Source organism: Mesorhizobium sp. B2-4-1 (assembly GCF_006442185.1).
In the GTDB taxonomy this organism is placed as follows: domain Bacteria; phylum Pseudomonadota; class Alphaproteobacteria; order Rhizobiales; family Rhizobiaceae; genus Mesorhizobium.
Genome location: NZ_VFVN01000006.1, coordinates 220,681 through 236,005, shown reverse-complemented (window position 1 = coordinate 236,005; position 15,325 = coordinate 220,681). Strand labels below are relative to the sequence as shown.

At 66.0% G+C, this 15,325-nt stretch carries 13 protein-coding genes; 11 read left to right on the top strand and 2 right to left on the bottom strand.

From position 1 onward, the window contains the following. The first annotated feature begins 19 nt into the window (after positions 1–19). Positions 20–868, top strand: a complete 849-nt coding sequence (locus tag FJ949_RS17600) for an iron-siderophore ABC transporter substrate-binding protein (RefSeq protein WP_224646559.1) — start codon at positions 20–22, stop codon at positions 866–868. Positions 869–879: 11 nt separating this feature from the next. Further along, positions 880–2,874 (top strand): Fe(3+)-hydroxamate ABC transporter permease FhuB, encoded by a 1,995-nt coding sequence (gene fhuB, locus FJ949_RS17595; RefSeq protein ID WP_210242141.1) that lies wholly within the window; start codon positions 880–882, stop codon positions 2,872–2,874. Between the two features lie 15 nt (positions 2,875–2,889). On the opposite strand, the gene FJ949_RS17590 is transcribed toward fhuB, so the two are convergent. Continuing rightward, positions 2,890–3,750 (bottom strand): MurR/RpiR family transcriptional regulator, encoded by an 861-nt coding sequence (locus FJ949_RS17590; RefSeq protein ID WP_140497745.1) that lies wholly within the window; start codon positions 3,748–3,750, stop codon positions 2,890–2,892. A 169-nt stretch (positions 3,751–3,919) separates the two neighbouring features. Here FJ949_RS17590 and murA point away from each other — a divergent pair, with 169 nt between their 5' ends. From murA to FJ949_RS17540, 9 genes are all read left to right on the top strand, one after another. After that, a complete protein-coding gene (gene murA / locus FJ949_RS17585) occupies positions 3,920–5,176 on the top strand; it encodes a UDP-N-acetylglucosamine 1-carboxyvinyltransferase (protein WP_140497743.1) in 1,257 nt (418 codons plus the stop codon). Beyond that, positions 5,173–6,057, top strand: a complete 885-nt coding sequence (locus FJ949_RS17580) for an N-acetylglucosamine kinase (protein WP_140497741.1) — start codon at positions 5,173–5,175, stop codon at positions 6,055–6,057. Before murA ends, FJ949_RS17580 begins: the two co-directional genes overlap by 4 nt. Before the next feature lie 160 nt (positions 6,058–6,217). Then, a complete protein-coding gene (murQ, locus tag FJ949_RS17575) occupies positions 6,218–7,150 on the top strand; it encodes an N-acetylmuramic acid 6-phosphate etherase (protein WP_140497739.1) in 933 nt (310 codons plus the stop codon). A gap of 140 nt (positions 7,151–7,290) precedes the next feature. After that, positions 7,291–8,805, top strand: a complete 1,515-nt coding sequence (locus FJ949_RS17570) for an ABC transporter substrate-binding protein (RefSeq protein ID WP_140497737.1) — start codon at positions 7,291–7,293, stop codon at positions 8,803–8,805. 148 nt (positions 8,806–8,953) lie between these two features. Next, positions 8,954–9,913 (top strand): ABC transporter permease, encoded by a 960-nt coding sequence (locus tag FJ949_RS17565; protein WP_140497735.1) that lies wholly within the window; start codon positions 8,954–8,956, stop codon positions 9,911–9,913. Next, entirely contained in the window at positions 9,913–10,752 is an 840-nt protein-coding gene (locus FJ949_RS17560; RefSeq protein ID WP_140497733.1) for an ABC transporter permease, read from the top strand. Before FJ949_RS17565 ends, FJ949_RS17560 begins: the two co-directional genes overlap by 1 nt. Then, entirely contained in the window at positions 10,749–12,497 is a 1,749-nt protein-coding gene (locus FJ949_RS17555; RefSeq protein WP_140497731.1) for an ABC transporter ATP-binding protein, read from the top strand. The genes FJ949_RS17560 and FJ949_RS17555 overlap by 4 nt, the downstream gene beginning before the upstream one ends. 226 nt (positions 12,498–12,723) lie before the next feature. Next, positions 12,724–13,725: a serine hydrolase gene (locus FJ949_RS17545; protein ID WP_140497727.1), complete on the top strand. Its 1,002-nt coding sequence runs from the start codon at positions 12,724–12,726 to the stop codon at positions 13,723–13,725. Beyond that, positions 13,725–14,840 (top strand): anhydro-N-acetylmuramic acid kinase, encoded by a 1,116-nt coding sequence (locus FJ949_RS17540; protein WP_140497724.1) that lies wholly within the window; start codon positions 13,725–13,727, stop codon positions 14,838–14,840. The genes FJ949_RS17545 and FJ949_RS17540 overlap by 1 nt, the downstream gene beginning before the upstream one ends. Here FJ949_RS17540 and FJ949_RS17535 read toward each other — a convergent pair whose 3' ends face one another. Continuing rightward, positions 14,841–15,269 carry a GNAT family N-acetyltransferase gene (locus FJ949_RS17535; protein ID WP_140497722.1) on the bottom strand — a complete coding sequence of 143 codons (429 nt, stop codon included), beginning with the start codon at positions 15,267–15,269 and terminating at the stop codon, positions 14,841–14,843. It abuts the gene before it with no gap. Positions 15,270–15,325: the final 56 nt, after the last annotated feature.

Genomic DNA, 15,325 nt, shown 5'->3' with positions numbered 1-15,325 from the left:
TCCGCCCAACAGACGGCAGGTGCTTGCGCTAACGGCCGCGGCCTTGCTGCCGCCGGTTGCCGGCAGGACTACGACGACAAATGTTGCCGCGATCGATTGGGGCATGCTGGAAACGCTTCTGGCGCTCGGCATCGAGCCGGCGGCGGCGGCCGAACTGATCCAGTTCCGCAGGATTGCGGTCGAGCCTGCCGTTCCCCAAACCGTGACCGATCTCGGACTGCGCGGCACGCCCAACTACGAGCTGTTGCGCATCGTCGCGCCGGACCTGATCGTCATCTCCAATTTCTACGAGTACCAACGCCCGATTCTGGAACGCATAGCGCCGGTGTTCGCGCAAACCGTCTACGAGGCCGGAGTACCGCCCTACGCTCTTGCCGAGGCAGCGACGCTGGCGCTGGGCGAGAAGCTCGGACGACCGGCCGAGGCGAAGCGTTACCTCGACGAAACCGCCGACGACATAGCGCGGCGTCGCGCCGCCTTGCCAACAACGTCTGCCCGGCCGGTCTTTGTCATCAGCCTCGGCGATTCCAGGCACTTCCGCGCCTTCGGCCGCGACTCCATGTTCGGTGACGTGCTCACACGGCTCGGCCTGGTCAATGCCTGGTCCGAAGAGACAAGTTACAGCGCGGCAGCACCCGTTGGCCTGGAGGCGCTGGCGCGGGTGCCCGAGGCCTCCATCCTGATCGTCTCGCCCTTGCCGGCGGATGTCGGGCGCTCGCTTCCCACCAATGCGTTGTGGAACGCGCTGCCGGCCGTGAGCAAAGGCCGCGTCGCGGTGCTCGAAGCGATCAACCATTTCGGCTGCCTGCCGTCGGCGCGCCGCTTCGCGCGGCTGGCGACGGCGGCGCTTGCGGGTCATGCTTCGTGACGGAGCGCGCTGTGGCCCGAAGCGAGATACCTCACCGCACCATCGGCGGCGCGCTGTCGCCCATCATCCTGTGGGGCCTGCTCGCGGGGCTGGCCACACTCTTGTTCGCATGGCGCGTCGGCATGCAGCAGCCGGCATCGGTGCCGGGCGATCTCCAGCATGTCATCCTGTTCTACAGCTCGCTGCCGCGCGCCGTCGTAGCGGTGCTGGCGGGCGCCGTGCTCGGCCTGTCCGGCCTGCTGTTGCAGCATGTGCTGCGCAATCCGCTGGCGGAACCATCGACGCTCGGCATTTCGGGCGGCGCGCAACTGGCGATGACGCTCGCCTCGCTTTACGCGCCGTTGCTGATGGAGCGATCGCAAGGGCTGGTGGCCTTTGCCGGCGGCACCGCCGCTGTGCTGCTGGTGCTGGCGTTCACCTGGCGGCGCGGGCTGGAGCCGGTGTCGGTCGTGCTCGCCGGAATGATGGTGGCGCTGACCGCGAGTTCCGTCAGCGCCGCGCTGATCCTCGCCAATGGCGACTACCTGTTCTCGCTGTTCATCTGGGGCGGCGGGTCGCTGGTGCAGCAGGATTGGCAACCGGCCATCGCGCTGACGATCAGGCTGGCGGCCGGCGCCGCCGCGGCGCTGATGCTGCTGCGGCCGCTGACCATCCTTGGCCTCGACGACGCCTCGGCGCGCGGCCTTGGCGTTGCCCGCCACACCAGCCGCTTTCTCATCATCGCGCTTGCGGTGTGGATGGCAACGACTGTCGCGGCGCAGATCGGCGTCATCGGTTTCGTCGGCCTTGCCGCGCCGGCGCTCGCCATGCTTTCGGGCGCGCGCACCCTGCGGCAGAAGCTGGTCGCCGCGCCGCTGATCGGCGCAGTACTGCTGTGGCTGACGGACGGGCTGGTCCAGCTCGCCGCCGGAGCCGGCGGCGAGCGCATTCCGACCGGCGCGGGAACCGCGCTTCTGGGCGGCCCACTGCTGCTGTGGCTGTTGCCGAGGCTGCGCATGTTCGAATGGCCGCATCTCGGTTCCAATGGCGCGGCACCGCGCAAGGCTCGCCGGCCATGGCTCATCATCTTCGTCCTGCTTGCGCTCACATTTGCCGCCGCCGCCTTGGCTCTCGTCGTCGGGCGTGGACCGGCAGGGTGGTCGATCGCCGGCTGCGACCTGCTGGCCGATCTCGTCTCCTGGCGCGCGCCGCGTGTCGGCGTGGCCGCGGCCGCCGGCGCGATGCTCGCGGCGGCGGGCGTGGTCATCCAGCGCGTTACCGGCAACCCTCTGGCGAGCCCCGAAGTGCTTGGCGTCGGCACCGGCGCGGGCGCCGGTCTGACCGCCGTGCTGACGGTCAGCGCAACGACCGGGCTCGGCTGGCAGCTCGCCGGCTCGGCCGCGGGCTCACTGGCGGCACTGGCCGCCATGCTGGCCATCGCCGCCAAGGCAAAGTTCGGCGCCGACCGATTGCTGCTTGCCGGCATTGCCATGAGCGCACTGTGCAGCGCGCTGATCACCGCGACGATCGCGATGGGCAATACACAGTCCTATGTGCTGTTGCGCTGGCTGAGCGGTTCGACCGGCCAGGCGACCGCCCTGGACGCAGCCGTTGCACTGGCCTGCCTGTTGCCACTGACGCTGCCGCTTTTTCTTGCCGCGCGCTGGCTGGACATCCTGCCGCTCGGGGCCGACAGCGCGCGCGGACTTGGCGTGCCCGTAGCCGGCGGGCGGCTGATGCTGGTCGTCGTCAGCGCGCTCCTGACCGCGCTGGCCGCTTTGATCGTCGGCCCGTTGAGCTTCGTCGGCCTGATCGCGCCACACCTTGCCCGGCTCCTCGGCTTTTGGCGCGCACGCATTCATCTTGCCGGGGCGATGCTTCTGGGCGCCTTGCTGATGACCATATCGGACTGGCTGTCGCGCATGGCGGCCTTCCCGTACGAACTGCCTGTCGGCCTGTTCGCCTCACTGCTCGGCGGGCCGTATCTCGTCTACCTGCTTGCCAAGGGCGTGCCTCGTCAGGGCTGACGCGGTCCGGGCATGTCAGGAAGACCATTCGGCCTTCAGCACCGAGACCGCCGCCTCGCTGTTGTGGACGTAGTCATTGGCGTCCGGCTGCTTCTGCACCAGGAGGATGAACAGAAGGTCGGTCAGAGTCAGCTGCGCATCGCGCGCGGTGATGGACGATGAGCGCGCACGCTCCTCGTCGGCGATGGTGTAGAGGCAGATATCGGCAACGCGGCTCAGCGGATTGTCGTGCAGGCCGGTGACCGCGATCACCATGGTGCCGCGCTTGCGGGCAAGCTCGGCGATGCGCAGAGTTTCGATGCTGGCGCCCGAATGGGAGAGCGCGAACAGCACATCGTCAGGCCCGAGCGTCGAGGCATTGGCCATCTGGATATGGCTGTCGCTGTCATGCAGCACATTGCGGCCAAGCTTCATCAGCTTGTAGGAGAAATCACGCGCCACCAGCGAGGAGGCGCCGACGCCGGCCAGATGTATGCGGCGCGCACCATCCAGCAATTCCAGCGCCCTGGAGATGATCCGCTCGCTGTTGGCGGCGACGGTCCGCTCCATCGACAGAAGCTTGCTGCCGATCAGCTTCTTCAAGATGACCTGATAGCCGTCGCCGACTTCGATCGAACCGTGGATCATACCGGCCGGCACCTGCCATTCCCGCGCCTTGGCTTCGCTGACGGCGAGCTTGAGCTCCTGGTAGCTGGCATAGCCGAGCTTCTGGCTGAATTTGACGACGCTCGACTGGCTGCGCCCGATCTCAGCCGCAAGAGCAGCCGTCGACAGCCGCAGCATCTCCTCGGGATTTTCGACGATGTACTGGCCGATCTCACGATCGCCGGGCGCCATGCCGTCGAGCTTGGCATTGATCCTGTTCAGAACGGACATGATCCCCCTTGCGCTTTGGCGTCCAGCCGCACGGCCAAGGAATAATTTATTCCAATTTCGATTGACAGCCAAGAACGCGGAATTAATTCTCAAGCGGGCCGGATTGAGCTCGGGAACAGCTTTCGAGAGCGCCGCGCCCGGACGCGGCCCGGCGCACAAGGTTTCAGCCATGGACAGACTGCGCATCGTCGGCGGGCAAAGACTGCAAGGCGCGGTCACCATATCGGGCGCCAAGAACGCCGCTCTGCCGCAGATCGCGGCGGCGCTGCTAAGCCCCTACCCGCTCGAACTGACCAACCTGCCCGATGTGACCGACGTCGAGAACATGCTCGGCGTGGTGCGGCTGCACGGCGCCGAGGTGACGCGATCGGCCCATGCCGCGACGATCGACACCCGTGCCGCCGTTTCCAGAGAGACGTCCTACGACACCGTCAGAAAGATGCGCGCGACGGTGCTGGTGCTGGCGCCGCTGCTCGCCCGTTTCGGCCATGCGCGGGTTTCGCTGCCTGGCGGCTGCGCTATCGGCGCGCGGCCGGTCGACATGCATGTCGCTGCACTCGCGGCGCTGGGCGCCCGCATCGCCATCGAGAACGGGCTGATCGTCGCCTCGGCGCCGAACGGGCTCACCGGCACGCGCATCGTCCTGAGCTCGCCGTCGGTCGGGGCGACGGAAACCGCCATGATGGCGGCGACCACGGCCAAGGGCGAAACCGAAATCCTCAACGCGGCGCGCGAGCCCGAAGTGGCCGACCTCGCGGCTTGCCTCAACGCGATGGGCGCGCGTGTCGAAGGTGCCGGCACACATCGCATCCTGATCGCCGGCGACACGGACTGGCGCGCGGCCAGGCACGACATCATTCCGGACCGGATAGAGGCCGGCACCTATGCCATCGCCGCGGCGATCACCGGCGGGCAACTGGAACTGACGCATGCCCGGCTCGAGCACATGGCCTCGGTGGTGCAACTGCTGGAGGCGACCGGCGTCGGCGTCTGGCCGGGCGACCGCGGGCTCATCGTGTCGCGCGAGCGGCCGCTCAAGGCCGCCGACGTCACGACGGAACCCTATCCGGGCTTTCCGACCGATCTCCAGGCGCAGTTCATGGCGCTGATGTGCTGCGCGCAGGGCGCGTCGCTGCTGCGCGAAACCATTTTCGAGAACCGCTTCATGCATGTTCCCGAACTGATGCGGCTCGGCGCCAACATCAAGCTGCAAGGCACCACCGCGCTGGTGCGCGGCGGCGAGAAACTGCATGGCGCGCAAGTCATGGCCACCGATTTGCGCGCCTCGGTGTCGCTGGTGCTGGCGGCCTTGGTCGCCGAGGGCGAGACGACCATCAACCGGGTCTATCATCTCGACCGTGGCTATGAGCAACTGGACCGCAAGCTGCGTCTGTGCGGCGCCGACATCGAGCGGCTGAGCGCATGAACAACGGCCGCCCCGATTATTTTCTCGGCGTCGACGGCGGCGGGACCGGCTGCCGCGCCCGTATCGAGGACGCCGAAGGGATCGTGCTGGGACAAGGCCTCTCGGGTCCGGCGTCGACGCGGCTCGGCATCGACGCGGCCTGGGCGTCGGTTGCCAAGGCCTTTGGCGCGGCGATCGAGGAGGCAGGGTTCGGCGCGGCCGAGACCACCCGGATCCACGCCGGCATCGGTCTTGCCGGGATCGGCCGCAAGGGCGCGCTGGAGGCGCTGCGGGCGATCGCGCATCCCTTTGCCAGCATCGATTTCGTCAGCGACGGCGTCGCCGCCTGCCTTGGCGCGCATTCGGGCCAGGACGGCGCCATCGTCATCGCCGGCACCGGTTCGATCGGGCTCGGCTTCGTCGAAGGGCGCGACCTGCGCGCCGGAGGCTATGGCTTTCCGATCTCCGACGAAGGCAGCGGCGCCGATTTCGGCTTGAAGGCCGTGCAGCTGGCGTTGCGCGCCCATGACGGCCGGCATGAGCGCACGGCACTGCTGGCGGAAGTCATGCAGCGTTTCGAGAACGACCCGATGCAAGCCGTGGCCTGGATGGACCGCGCCAGCGCCACCGACTATGCGGCCCTGGCGCCGATGGTGATGCGCCACGCCGACCAAGGCGATCCGGCAGGGCGGCGCATCGTGCAAAAGGCCGCCGAACAGATCGACACGCTGGTGCGGGTTCTGGTCGAAAAAGGCGCGCCGCGCGTGGCCCTGCTGGGCGGGCTCGCCAGTCCGCTCGAACCATGGCTCGCACCCGACGTTCGCCGGCGCCTGAAAGCCGCCGATGGCGACGCGGTTTCCGGGGCGATCATTCTTGCCCGCAGGTCACTCGGCAAGCATTAGCGCGGAAGGAATAATTTATTCCATCTTTCCGTTGACGGACCGAATATTGAATTCTAATACGTTAACGAAACGGGGTAGCATAACGAAATACGCGTGTGCCGGAGCCAAAGAGGAACCACTTCCGAACAGGCTGAGCGGCCTGATTTTTGAAAGCACTGGGATGAGCGAGCAAGGTTTGATGTCCGAGCTGGACCGGCTGGTTTCCGAAGGCCGGAATCCGCGGACCATGGACATCGACCTGCTGCCGACGATCGATGTGCTGCGCAAGATCAACGACGAGGACCGGGTGGTTCCGGCAGCGGTCGAAAAGGTGCTGCCGGACATCGCGGCCGCGGTCGAGCGCATCGTCCTCGCCTTCCAGAAAGGCGCTCGGCTTATCTATATGGGCGCCGGCACCAGCGGCCGGCTGGGCGTGCTCGACGCCTCGGAATGTCCGCCCACTTTCGGCGTGCCGGAAGGCATGGTCGTTGGCCTGATCGCCGGCGGGCCCGACGCGCTGGTGCGCTCGACCGAAGGGGCCGAGGATGATCCCAAGATGGGCGCCAGGGCCTTGCAGGACATCAAGCTCACCCCGGACGACGTGGTGGTCGGCATCGCGGTCAGCGGGCGCACGCCCTATGTGATCGGCGGGTTGAATTATGCCAAGCAGGTGGGGGCAACGACGGTCGCCCTGTCCTGCAATCCGGCATCGACCATAGCAGGCATTGCCGACATCGCCATCTCGCCGGTCGTCGGTCCCGAGGTGCTGACCGGCTCGACGCGGCTGAAATCCGGAACGGCGCAGAAGCTGGTGCTCAACATGCTGAGCACGGCCTCGATGATCCGCATCGGCAAGAGCTACCAGAACCTGATGGTGGACCTCAATCCGTCCAACAGGAAACTGGTCGCCAGGGCAACCAGAATCGTGATGCAGACCACAGGCTGCACGGCGGCGCAGGCGCGCCAGGCGCTCGGCCGGACCGGCAACGACGTGAAGCTGGCGATCCTGCTGACCATCACCGGGCTTGAGGTCGAGGAGGCGCGCGCAGCCCTCGCCAAGGCAAGGGGTTTCCTGCGAAAGGCAATCAGCGACGAGACGCATGAAGGCGCTTGAGACCAGACGGCGTGAAGCTGCTTTACACAAGACGGCGCGAAGCCGCATAGACTGGGCCGATGCTCCAAAGCGCGTGTGTCTTGGAAGCGGTCCGCAGAAACTGCAAGGGCATCGGGTTCAAGCAAAGATGGGAGACGAGAATGGTTCACCTCACAAGAAAGCTGCTGTCGGGCGTCACGCTCGCAGCCATGCTCGGCATCGCCACGGTCTCGACGCAGGCGGCGACGCTGCACATGGCCTGGTCGCAGGACGCAACGGGACTTGATCCGCACAAGCAGACGGCCTTTTCCTCGCTGCGGCTCCTGGAGCTGATCTATGAGCCGCTGGTGCGGGTCGATGCCAGCCTGCAGATCATCCCGGCCATCGCCACGTCCTGGGAATTCTCCAAGGACGGCAAGGAGCTGACCTTCAAGCTCGATCCCAAGGCGAAATTCCAGGACGGCGCTGCCGTGACCTCGGCCGACGTCAAGGCGTCTTTCGAGCGCATCCTGGACGAGAAGACAGGCGCCGCCGCCCGCGCCAACTTCCTGTCGATCGCCAGCATCGACACGCCGGACGTTGGAACCGTCGTGTTCCATTTATCGCAGCCCGACGCGCCGATCCTGACGGCGATGAGCGACATCAACGCGGCCATCGTGCCGGCGGCCGAGATCAAGGCCGGCTCGATCGGCACCAAAACGGTCGGCTCCGGCCCGTTCAAGCTCGATAGATGGGACCCCAACGCCAAGGAAGTCTTGAGCGCCAACAAGGAATGGGCCGGCGGCGCGACCGGCGTCGACGGTATCGAAATCAGCGTGCTGCCCGATGAAGCGGCGATCCTCGCCGCCATGCGCACCAAGCAGGTCGATTTCGCGCTGCTCAACGATCCGCTCGTCGCCACGCTGGTGCCGAAGGAGGCTAGCCTGCAACTGAACCGCGCGCCGGTGCTGGCCTATAACGTGCTGCAGCTCAATCCGTCACGCAAGCCGATGACCGAACTCAAGGTGCGCCAGGCGATCTCCTGCGCCATCGACCGGCAGGAGGTTCTGGACACCGCCGCGCTCGGTGAAGGCAAGGTCACCGGACCGCTGACCATCCCAGCACTTGCGACCGATCCAAGCCAGCTCTTCTGCTACAAGCGTGATGTCGAGAAGGCCAAGAAGTTGATGGCGGAGGCAGGCTTTGCCGACGGCTTTTCGGCGACCGTGATCGGCGCCACCGGCGAGCCGCCGACGGCGGCGGCAGAAGCCCAGGTCATCCAATCGCAGCTCGCCGAGATCGGCGTCAAGCTCGACATCAAGATGATGGAGCTCAACGTCTATGTCGACGCCTGGCTGAAGGGCGATTTCGACATGGCGATCGCGCTCAATGGCGGCCGCGCCGACCCCTACACCATGTATAACCGCTACTGGACCAAATCAGGCAATCTGCAGAAGGTGGCCAACTACATCGACGATACGCTGGACAGCCTGATGCAGAAAGGCCGCGCCGAGACCGATCCGGCCAAGCGCAAGGCGATCTTCACCGAGTTCGAGAAGCACCTCGCCGAAGTCTCGCCCTGGATCTGGCTCTACACGTCCTACAGCTATACCGCCCAGCAGAAGAACGTCGCCGGGTTCGTGCCGACGCCGACGGGCACGCTGTTCAGCCTCAGCAAGGTTACCATCCAGCAGTAGCCGTGGGCGGCCCTGGAGACGGATGATTTCAGGTTGAATCGACCTGAAATCTGAATCCGCCTCCAGATCAAAGGGATAGAGCATGATGTCGTCCGAAAACCGTTTCACACTTTTCGGCATCATGCTCTAGACGAGAGGTCTTCTTCGCGTGAACTATCTGATGCGACGACTTGCGGCGTTTCCTCTCGTCCTGCTTGGCGTGTCGATCCTGGTCTTCGTGGCGATCCGGATGGTGCCGGGCGATTCGATCACCGCGATGCTGGGCACCGAAGCCGGCCTGCTGACGCCGGCACAGCGCGATGCGCTCGCCGCCTATTTCGGCATCGACCAGCCCTGGTTCGTCCAGTACTGGCGCTGGATCGGCGGCATCCTGCACGGCAATTTCGGCATCTCCGTCACCTATGGTAGGCCGGTATTGGACGTCATCCTCGAGCGCTTCCCGCTGACGCTGGAACTGGCCGTGCTGTCGATGATCATCGCACTCGCAGCCGGCATGCCGGCGGGCATCTACGCCGCCACGCATAGTGAGAAACTGTCCGACCTCGGTGTGCGCGTCGTCGCTATGATCGGCCAGTCGACGCCGAGCTTCGTGCTCGGCCTTTTGATCATCTACGCGCTGTCGGCCGGCTTCGGCGTGCTGCCGGCCATGGGCGAATTCACGCCGCTCTGGCAGGATCCCTTGCGTAATCTCAGCCAGCTGATCCTGCCTGCCATCACGCTCGGCTTCGCCTTCGCCGCCTCGGTCACCCGCATCTCGCGCTCGGCCATGCTCGACGTGTTGAGCGACGACTATGTGCGCACCGCCCGCAGCAAGGGCGCCTCGGCGCGCAGCGTCATCTGGCGACATGCGCTCCCCAACGCGCTGATCCCCGTGGTGACGCTGAGCGGCATTGAATTCGGCTATCTCCTGGGCGGCGCGGTCATCGTCGAGCAGATCTATGCCCTGCCCGGCCTCGGCCGCATGGTGCTCGACGCCATACTCCAGCGCGACTACGCGCTGGTGCAGGGCAGCGTGCTGTTCATCGCCTTCAACTTCATGATCGTCAATCTCCTGGTCGACCTCGCCTATGTCGCGCTCGATCCGCGCATCCGGCTGGGCGAGCAGTGATGCGCATGCTGCGCGCCATCCTCGGGCACGGCAGCGGTCGTATCGGCGGCGTGATCGTCGGCGTCTATCTCCTGGTCGCCATCCTCGGTTTGCTTGGACTGACGCCGCACAATCCGATCACGCAATACCGGATCGACCGGCTGCACGCGCCCAGTGCCGCCTACTGGATGGGCACCGACCTGTTCGGCCGCGACGTGGCGAGCCGGCTGATGGCGGGCGTCGGCCAGTCCTTCACCGTTGCCTTTCTTTCGGTCGCCTTCGCCGCGCTTGCCGGCACCGTGCTTGGGCTCGCCGCCGCTTGGCTCGGGCGTCGCTGGGACGGCGTGCTGATGCGGATCATGGATGTGCTGCTGGCTTTTCCTGCCATTCTTCTGGCGCTGCTGATCGTCACCGTTGCCGGACCGGGCACATGGACCAGCGTGGTCGCCATCGGCATCGTCTATACGCCGATCTTCACACGAGTGGTGCGCGGCCCTGCTTTGTCGCTCAAAGCGCGCGAATTCGTCGACGCCGCGCGCACCTTCGGCAGCAGCTCCAGCTACATCGTCACGCGGCACCTGCTGCTCAATCTGGTCGCGCCGCTGACCGTCCAGGTGACGCTGGCGCTCGCCTGGGCATTGCTGACCGAGGCCGGCCTGAGCTTCCTCGGTCTCGGCACGCAGCCGCCGGCCGCTTCGCTCGGCCTGATGCTGAGCGACAGCCGCAATCTGATGGAAACCGCCCCATGGCTGATGATCTTCCCCGGCCTGGCGATCATGATCAGCATTCTGGGCTTCAACCTCTTGGGCGACGCCTTGCGCGACATCCTCGATCCGAGGATGCGGAGAGCGCTCGCATGATCCCGCTTCTGTCGGTCCGCGACCTGAACGTCGGCTTCGGCCGCGACCCGAAAGCCAATGAGGTGGTGCGCGGCGTCAGCTTCGACCTCGCCGACGGCGAAACGCTGGCCATCGTCGGCGAAAGCGGCTCGGGCAAGTCGGTCACCGCGCTGTCGATCAACCGTCTCATCGATTTCGGCGGCGGCCGCGTCACCGGCGGCGCCATGACGCTGAAACGGGCCGACGGCAGTCTCTTCGACCTGACGACCGCGACCGAGCGGCAACTGACCGGGATTCGCGGCGCAGAGATCGGCATGATCTTCCAGGAGCCCATGACCTCGCTCAATCCTGTGCTGACGATCGGCACACAGATCGAGGAATCGTTCCGGCTGCATCGCGGCCTGACCGGCCGGCAGGCCACGGCGGCGGCCAAGGACGCGCTCGACCGGTCGCGCATCCCCGATGCGGCAAGGCGGCTGAAATACACGCCCAACCAGCTGTCGGGCGGCATGCTGCAAAGGGTGATGATCGCCATTGCGCTCGCCTGCAATCCGCGTCTGCTGATCGCCGACGAACCGACCACGGCGCTCGATGTGACGGTACAGGCGCAGATCATGGCGCTGCTTGCGGAGCTCAAGCAGGAAAGCGGCATGTCGATGATCTTCATCACCCACGACATCGGCCTTGTCGCCGGCATCGCCGACACGGTAATGGTGATGCAGAACGGGCAGGCCGTGGAACAGGGCGAACTGAACCAGGTCCTCGACAGGCCGCAGCACGCTTATACGCAGCATCTGTTGCGGGTTGTGCCGCACTTCGCCCACGGCCGCGCGACACGCACGGACGGGCAGCGCGACAAGAACGCAAGGAAGGACCCGGCCCTTGAGGTCAACGGCCTCGTGGTGCGGTTTCCGCTCAAGAGCAGTTTCTTCAGCCATGCCAGCGGCGCGGTGCACGCCGTGGATGGCATCGACTTCGACCTGATGCCGGGAGAGACACTGGCCATTGTCGGCGAGAGCGGCTCGGGCAAATCAACCACCGCGAAAGCAGTCCTTGGGCTGGTGCGCTCGACGCGCGGCAGCTTCTCGGTGGGCGCCCGGACGGCCTCGGCAAAGCACAGCGCCAAGCCCGTGCAGATGGTTTTCCAGAATCCCTACGCTTCGCTCAACCCGCGGCTGAGCATCGAGAGCATCCTGGCGGAGCCGGTGATCGCCAATGGCGGCCGGGCGGACGCCGAAACGCGAGCCAGGATGGCGAGCCTGCTGGAGCGCGTCGGCCTGCCGCAGAACAGTTTGCAGCGCTATCCGCACGAATTCTCCGGAGGCCAGCGGCAAAGGCTGTGCATTGCCCGCGCGCTGATGCTCAACCCGTCGGTCGTCGTTCTGGATGAAGCGGTTTCCGCCCTCGATGTTTCGGTTCAGGCCAAGGTGCTGGAGCTGCTGGTCGACCTGCAGCGCGAGTTCGGGCTGGCCTATCTGTTCATCTCACACGATATGGCTGTCGTCGAGCGGATCGCTCATCGCATCGCCGTCATCTATGCCGGCCAGATCGTCGAGATCGGAGACGCGGCCTCGGTGCTGTCGGCGCCGAAACATTCCTACACGAAGAAGCTCATATCAGCGGTTCCGGCCATCGACCGGCGGCATGAGCGTTTCGAGGTCGACACACGCCAGGTGCCTTCCCTGGTGCGCCCGCAAGGGTTTGAGCCGGCGCCGGCGAGATGGGAGGAATTTGGGGTAGATCATATGGCGAGGGTGGAAGGGTGATGCATGGTGCCCTGGGCTCGGTTAGGTCGGCGGGACAGCACCCCCCTCTGTCCTGCCGGGCATCTCCCCCGCAAGGGGGGAGATCGGATGTCGCCTCGGCTTTCGCCAATCTCCGATGTTGGAAGGCTGGCGGGACATCAACTCTGCCAATCTCCCCCCTTGCGGGGGAGATGCCCGGCAGGGCAGAGGGGGGTGTGACGGAACTCGGCCTTTCAGGAGGCCCGCATTGACCAACCTCGCCCAGATCTTCGACCGCGCGTTCCAACCACTCGCAGCGGCAGTTGCCGCCAAGCGCATCCCCGGTGGCGTGCTCGGCATCGTTGACAGGAATGGCGACCGCATCACCAGGGCGATCGGCTCAGCCCAACTCGTGCCTAAGCAGCGACCGATGCGTGAGGAGACCTGGTTCGACCTGGCATCCCTGACCAAGGTGATCTTCACCACGCCGCGCATTCTGGCGCTGGCTCAGGACGGTGCCATCGATCTCGACGCACCACTCGTCTCGGTGCTGCCGGACCTTCGCCAATATGACGCGAGTGCCTGGGAGCGGAAGGTGACGTTTCGCCAGTGCCTCGGGCACCAGACGCCCTTCCCGGCCGTCGAACCGATCTACACTTACGGGCGCGACCCCGACTTGCTGCGCGCCTTCATCCTGCAACGGGAATGGCGGGCCCGCGATCCGGTCTATTCCGACATCAATTTCATCCTGCTCGGTTTTGCGCTCGAGCGGCTGTCGGGCAAAACCATCCGCGACATGGAGCCCGGTCCGGGCTTTGCGTGGTCCGCCGAGCCAGATCTCGCCGCTGCAACAGAAGACTGCACCTGGCGCCATCGGGTTCTGTCCGGCGAGGTTCACGACGACAATTGCGCGGCGCTGCAAGGCGCCGGCCATGCCGGCCTGTTCGGCACGGCGGCCTCGGTGCTCGATTTCGCCCAAGGGCTGCTGGACGGCGCATCCGAACGGTCGATCGCGCTGATGCGCACGCCCTTGTCCGCTACCCGCACCCACGGTTGGGAGCGTCCTTATGACGGCTGGTCCGGCGGCGCCTTGTGCAGCCCGCAAACGATAGGCCACACCGGCTTTACCGGTACGGGGCTGTGGATCGACTTCGACAAGGGAAAGGCCTGGACCTTGCTTACCAACCGGATCCATCCGACACGTCACTTCGACAGCGGAATCGTCGCGCTTCGCCAAGCGGTCGGCGATCTCATCAATGGAGTTCGATAATGGAATCCATCTGGGCCGTCGGCCTGATGACCGGCACCGTGCTGGACGGCAACATCGATGTCGCCCTGATCAAGACAGATGGCGAGCGCATCGACGATTTCGGCACCTACCGGCTGATGCCCTACCCCCCGTCGATCCGCTCGCTGCTGGAAGAGACGCTTAAGCAGGCGCGGGGCTGGAATTTTGCCGGACCGGAGCCGGCGATCTTCCGCGAGGCCGAGGAGGCGCTGACGCGCGCGCAATCGGCGGCGGTCAGGGAGCTCGTCGAAGGCCATGGGATGACAATGGCGGATATCGGCGTCGTCGGCTTCCACGGCCAGACCGTGCTGCATCGCGCGCCGCAAATCGGCAGGCTCGGACAGACCCGGCAGCTCGGCGACGGCGAGTTGATGCATGCGATCCTCGGCACCAAGGTCGCCTATGATTTCCGCTCTGCCGACATGCGCGCCGGAGGACAGGGCGCGCCGTTGGCGGCCGCCTATCACACCGCGCTGATGCGCAGCGCCGGCGCCAGTGGCGAGGTAGCCGTGCTCAACCTAGGCGGCGTCGCCAACATCACCTGGTGGGACGGCGGCGACAATGTCGTTGCCTTCGACACCGGCCCCGCCAACGCGCCGCTCAACGACTTCATCAAGTCAAAGGGGCTCGGCGAAATGGACCGCGACGGCGCGCTTGGCCGGGGGGGAACGGTCGACGAAGCCCGGCTCGCCAAGCTGCTGCAACACCCCTATTTGACCAAACCCTATCCGAAATCGCTGGACCGTTTCGACTTCGGCGCCACCATGGCGGATGGCCTGAGCGCCGAGGACGGCGCCGCGCTTTTGACCGCCTTCACCGCCGCCGCGGTCGGCAAGGCACTCGATCTTCTGCCGAGCCGGCCGAAAAGACTGGTGGTCAGCGGCGGCGGCCGCCACAACCCGACGATGATGGCAATGATCGCCAGCCGCGCCGGTGTCGAGGTGGTGCAGGCCGAAAGCCTCGGCTGGAGCGGCGACGCGGTGGAGGCGGAGTGTTTTGCCTTTTTGGCGGTGCGCGTGCTGCGCGGCCTGCCGATCAGTTTCCCCAGCACGACGGGCGCGCCGCAGCCGATGCGCGGCGGACGGCTGGCCGGTTGATCAGCCCGCCGACAGTTTTTTCTGCAGGAAGACGCGGCTGCGGCCGACGGGGAAATCGGCGAGTATTCCGAAGGGCTGATAGCCCTGGCGCCGATAGACCCTGGCGGCGTTGGGGTTGAAGGTGTCGATCCAGGCGTTCTGGCAGCCGCGCGCCATCGCCTCCTTCTCAGCCGCGTCCAGCATCGTGCCGGCCATGTGCCGACCGCGCAGCCTTTCGTCGACCCACAGCCATTGCACGTAAAGCCAGCCCCAGGCGGTGTAGCCCGAAATGCCCGCGACAATCGCGCCGGCTTCATCACGCACGAACACCGCAAGGGCCTTCCTTTCGGAAGCGCCGACATCGCCGTCGTTGAACGCCATCAACCGCTCGCCGAGAAAGGCGAGCTCCTCGGGCAAGGGGGTTGCCGTCGTTTCAAGTGTCGTGATCATGGCTCATCCGAAATGCGCAACGGGAGACGAACAGAGTTACGAAGGCCGGAGCGCCT

What these genes read in the sequence shown, in the direction of transcription:
- FJ949_RS17590 (WP_140497745.1), bottom strand. Translation starts at nt 3,750, where the DNA reads ATGTCCGTTCTGAACAGGATCAATGCCAAGCTCGACGGCATGGCGCCC.
- murA (WP_140497743.1), top strand. Translation starts at nt 3,920, where the DNA reads ATGGACAGACTGCGCATCGTCGGCGGGCAAAGACTGCAAGGCGCGGTC.
- FJ949_RS17580 (WP_140497741.1), top strand. Translation starts at nt 5,173, where the DNA reads ATGAACAACGGCCGCCCCGATTATTTTCTCGGCGTCGACGGCGGCGGG.
- murQ (WP_140497739.1), top strand. Translation starts at nt 6,218, where the DNA reads ATGAGCGAGCAAGGTTTGATGTCCGAGCTGGACCGGCTGGTTTCCGAA.
- FJ949_RS17570 (WP_140497737.1), top strand. Translation starts at nt 7,291, where the DNA reads ATGGTTCACCTCACAAGAAAGCTGCTGTCGGGCGTCACGCTCGCAGCC.
- FJ949_RS17560 (WP_140497733.1), top strand. Translation starts at nt 9,913, where the DNA reads ATGCGCATGCTGCGCGCCATCCTCGGGCACGGCAGCGGTCGTATCGGC.
- FJ949_RS17555 (WP_140497731.1), top strand. Translation starts at nt 10,749, where the DNA reads ATGATCCCGCTTCTGTCGGTCCGCGACCTGAACGTCGGCTTCGGCCGC.
- FJ949_RS17540 (WP_140497724.1), top strand. Translation starts at nt 13,725, where the DNA reads ATGGAATCCATCTGGGCCGTCGGCCTGATGACCGGCACCGTGCTGGAC.
- FJ949_RS17535 (WP_140497722.1), bottom strand. Translation starts at nt 15,269, where the DNA reads ATGATCACGACACTTGAAACGACGGCAACCCCCTTGCCCGAGGAGCTC.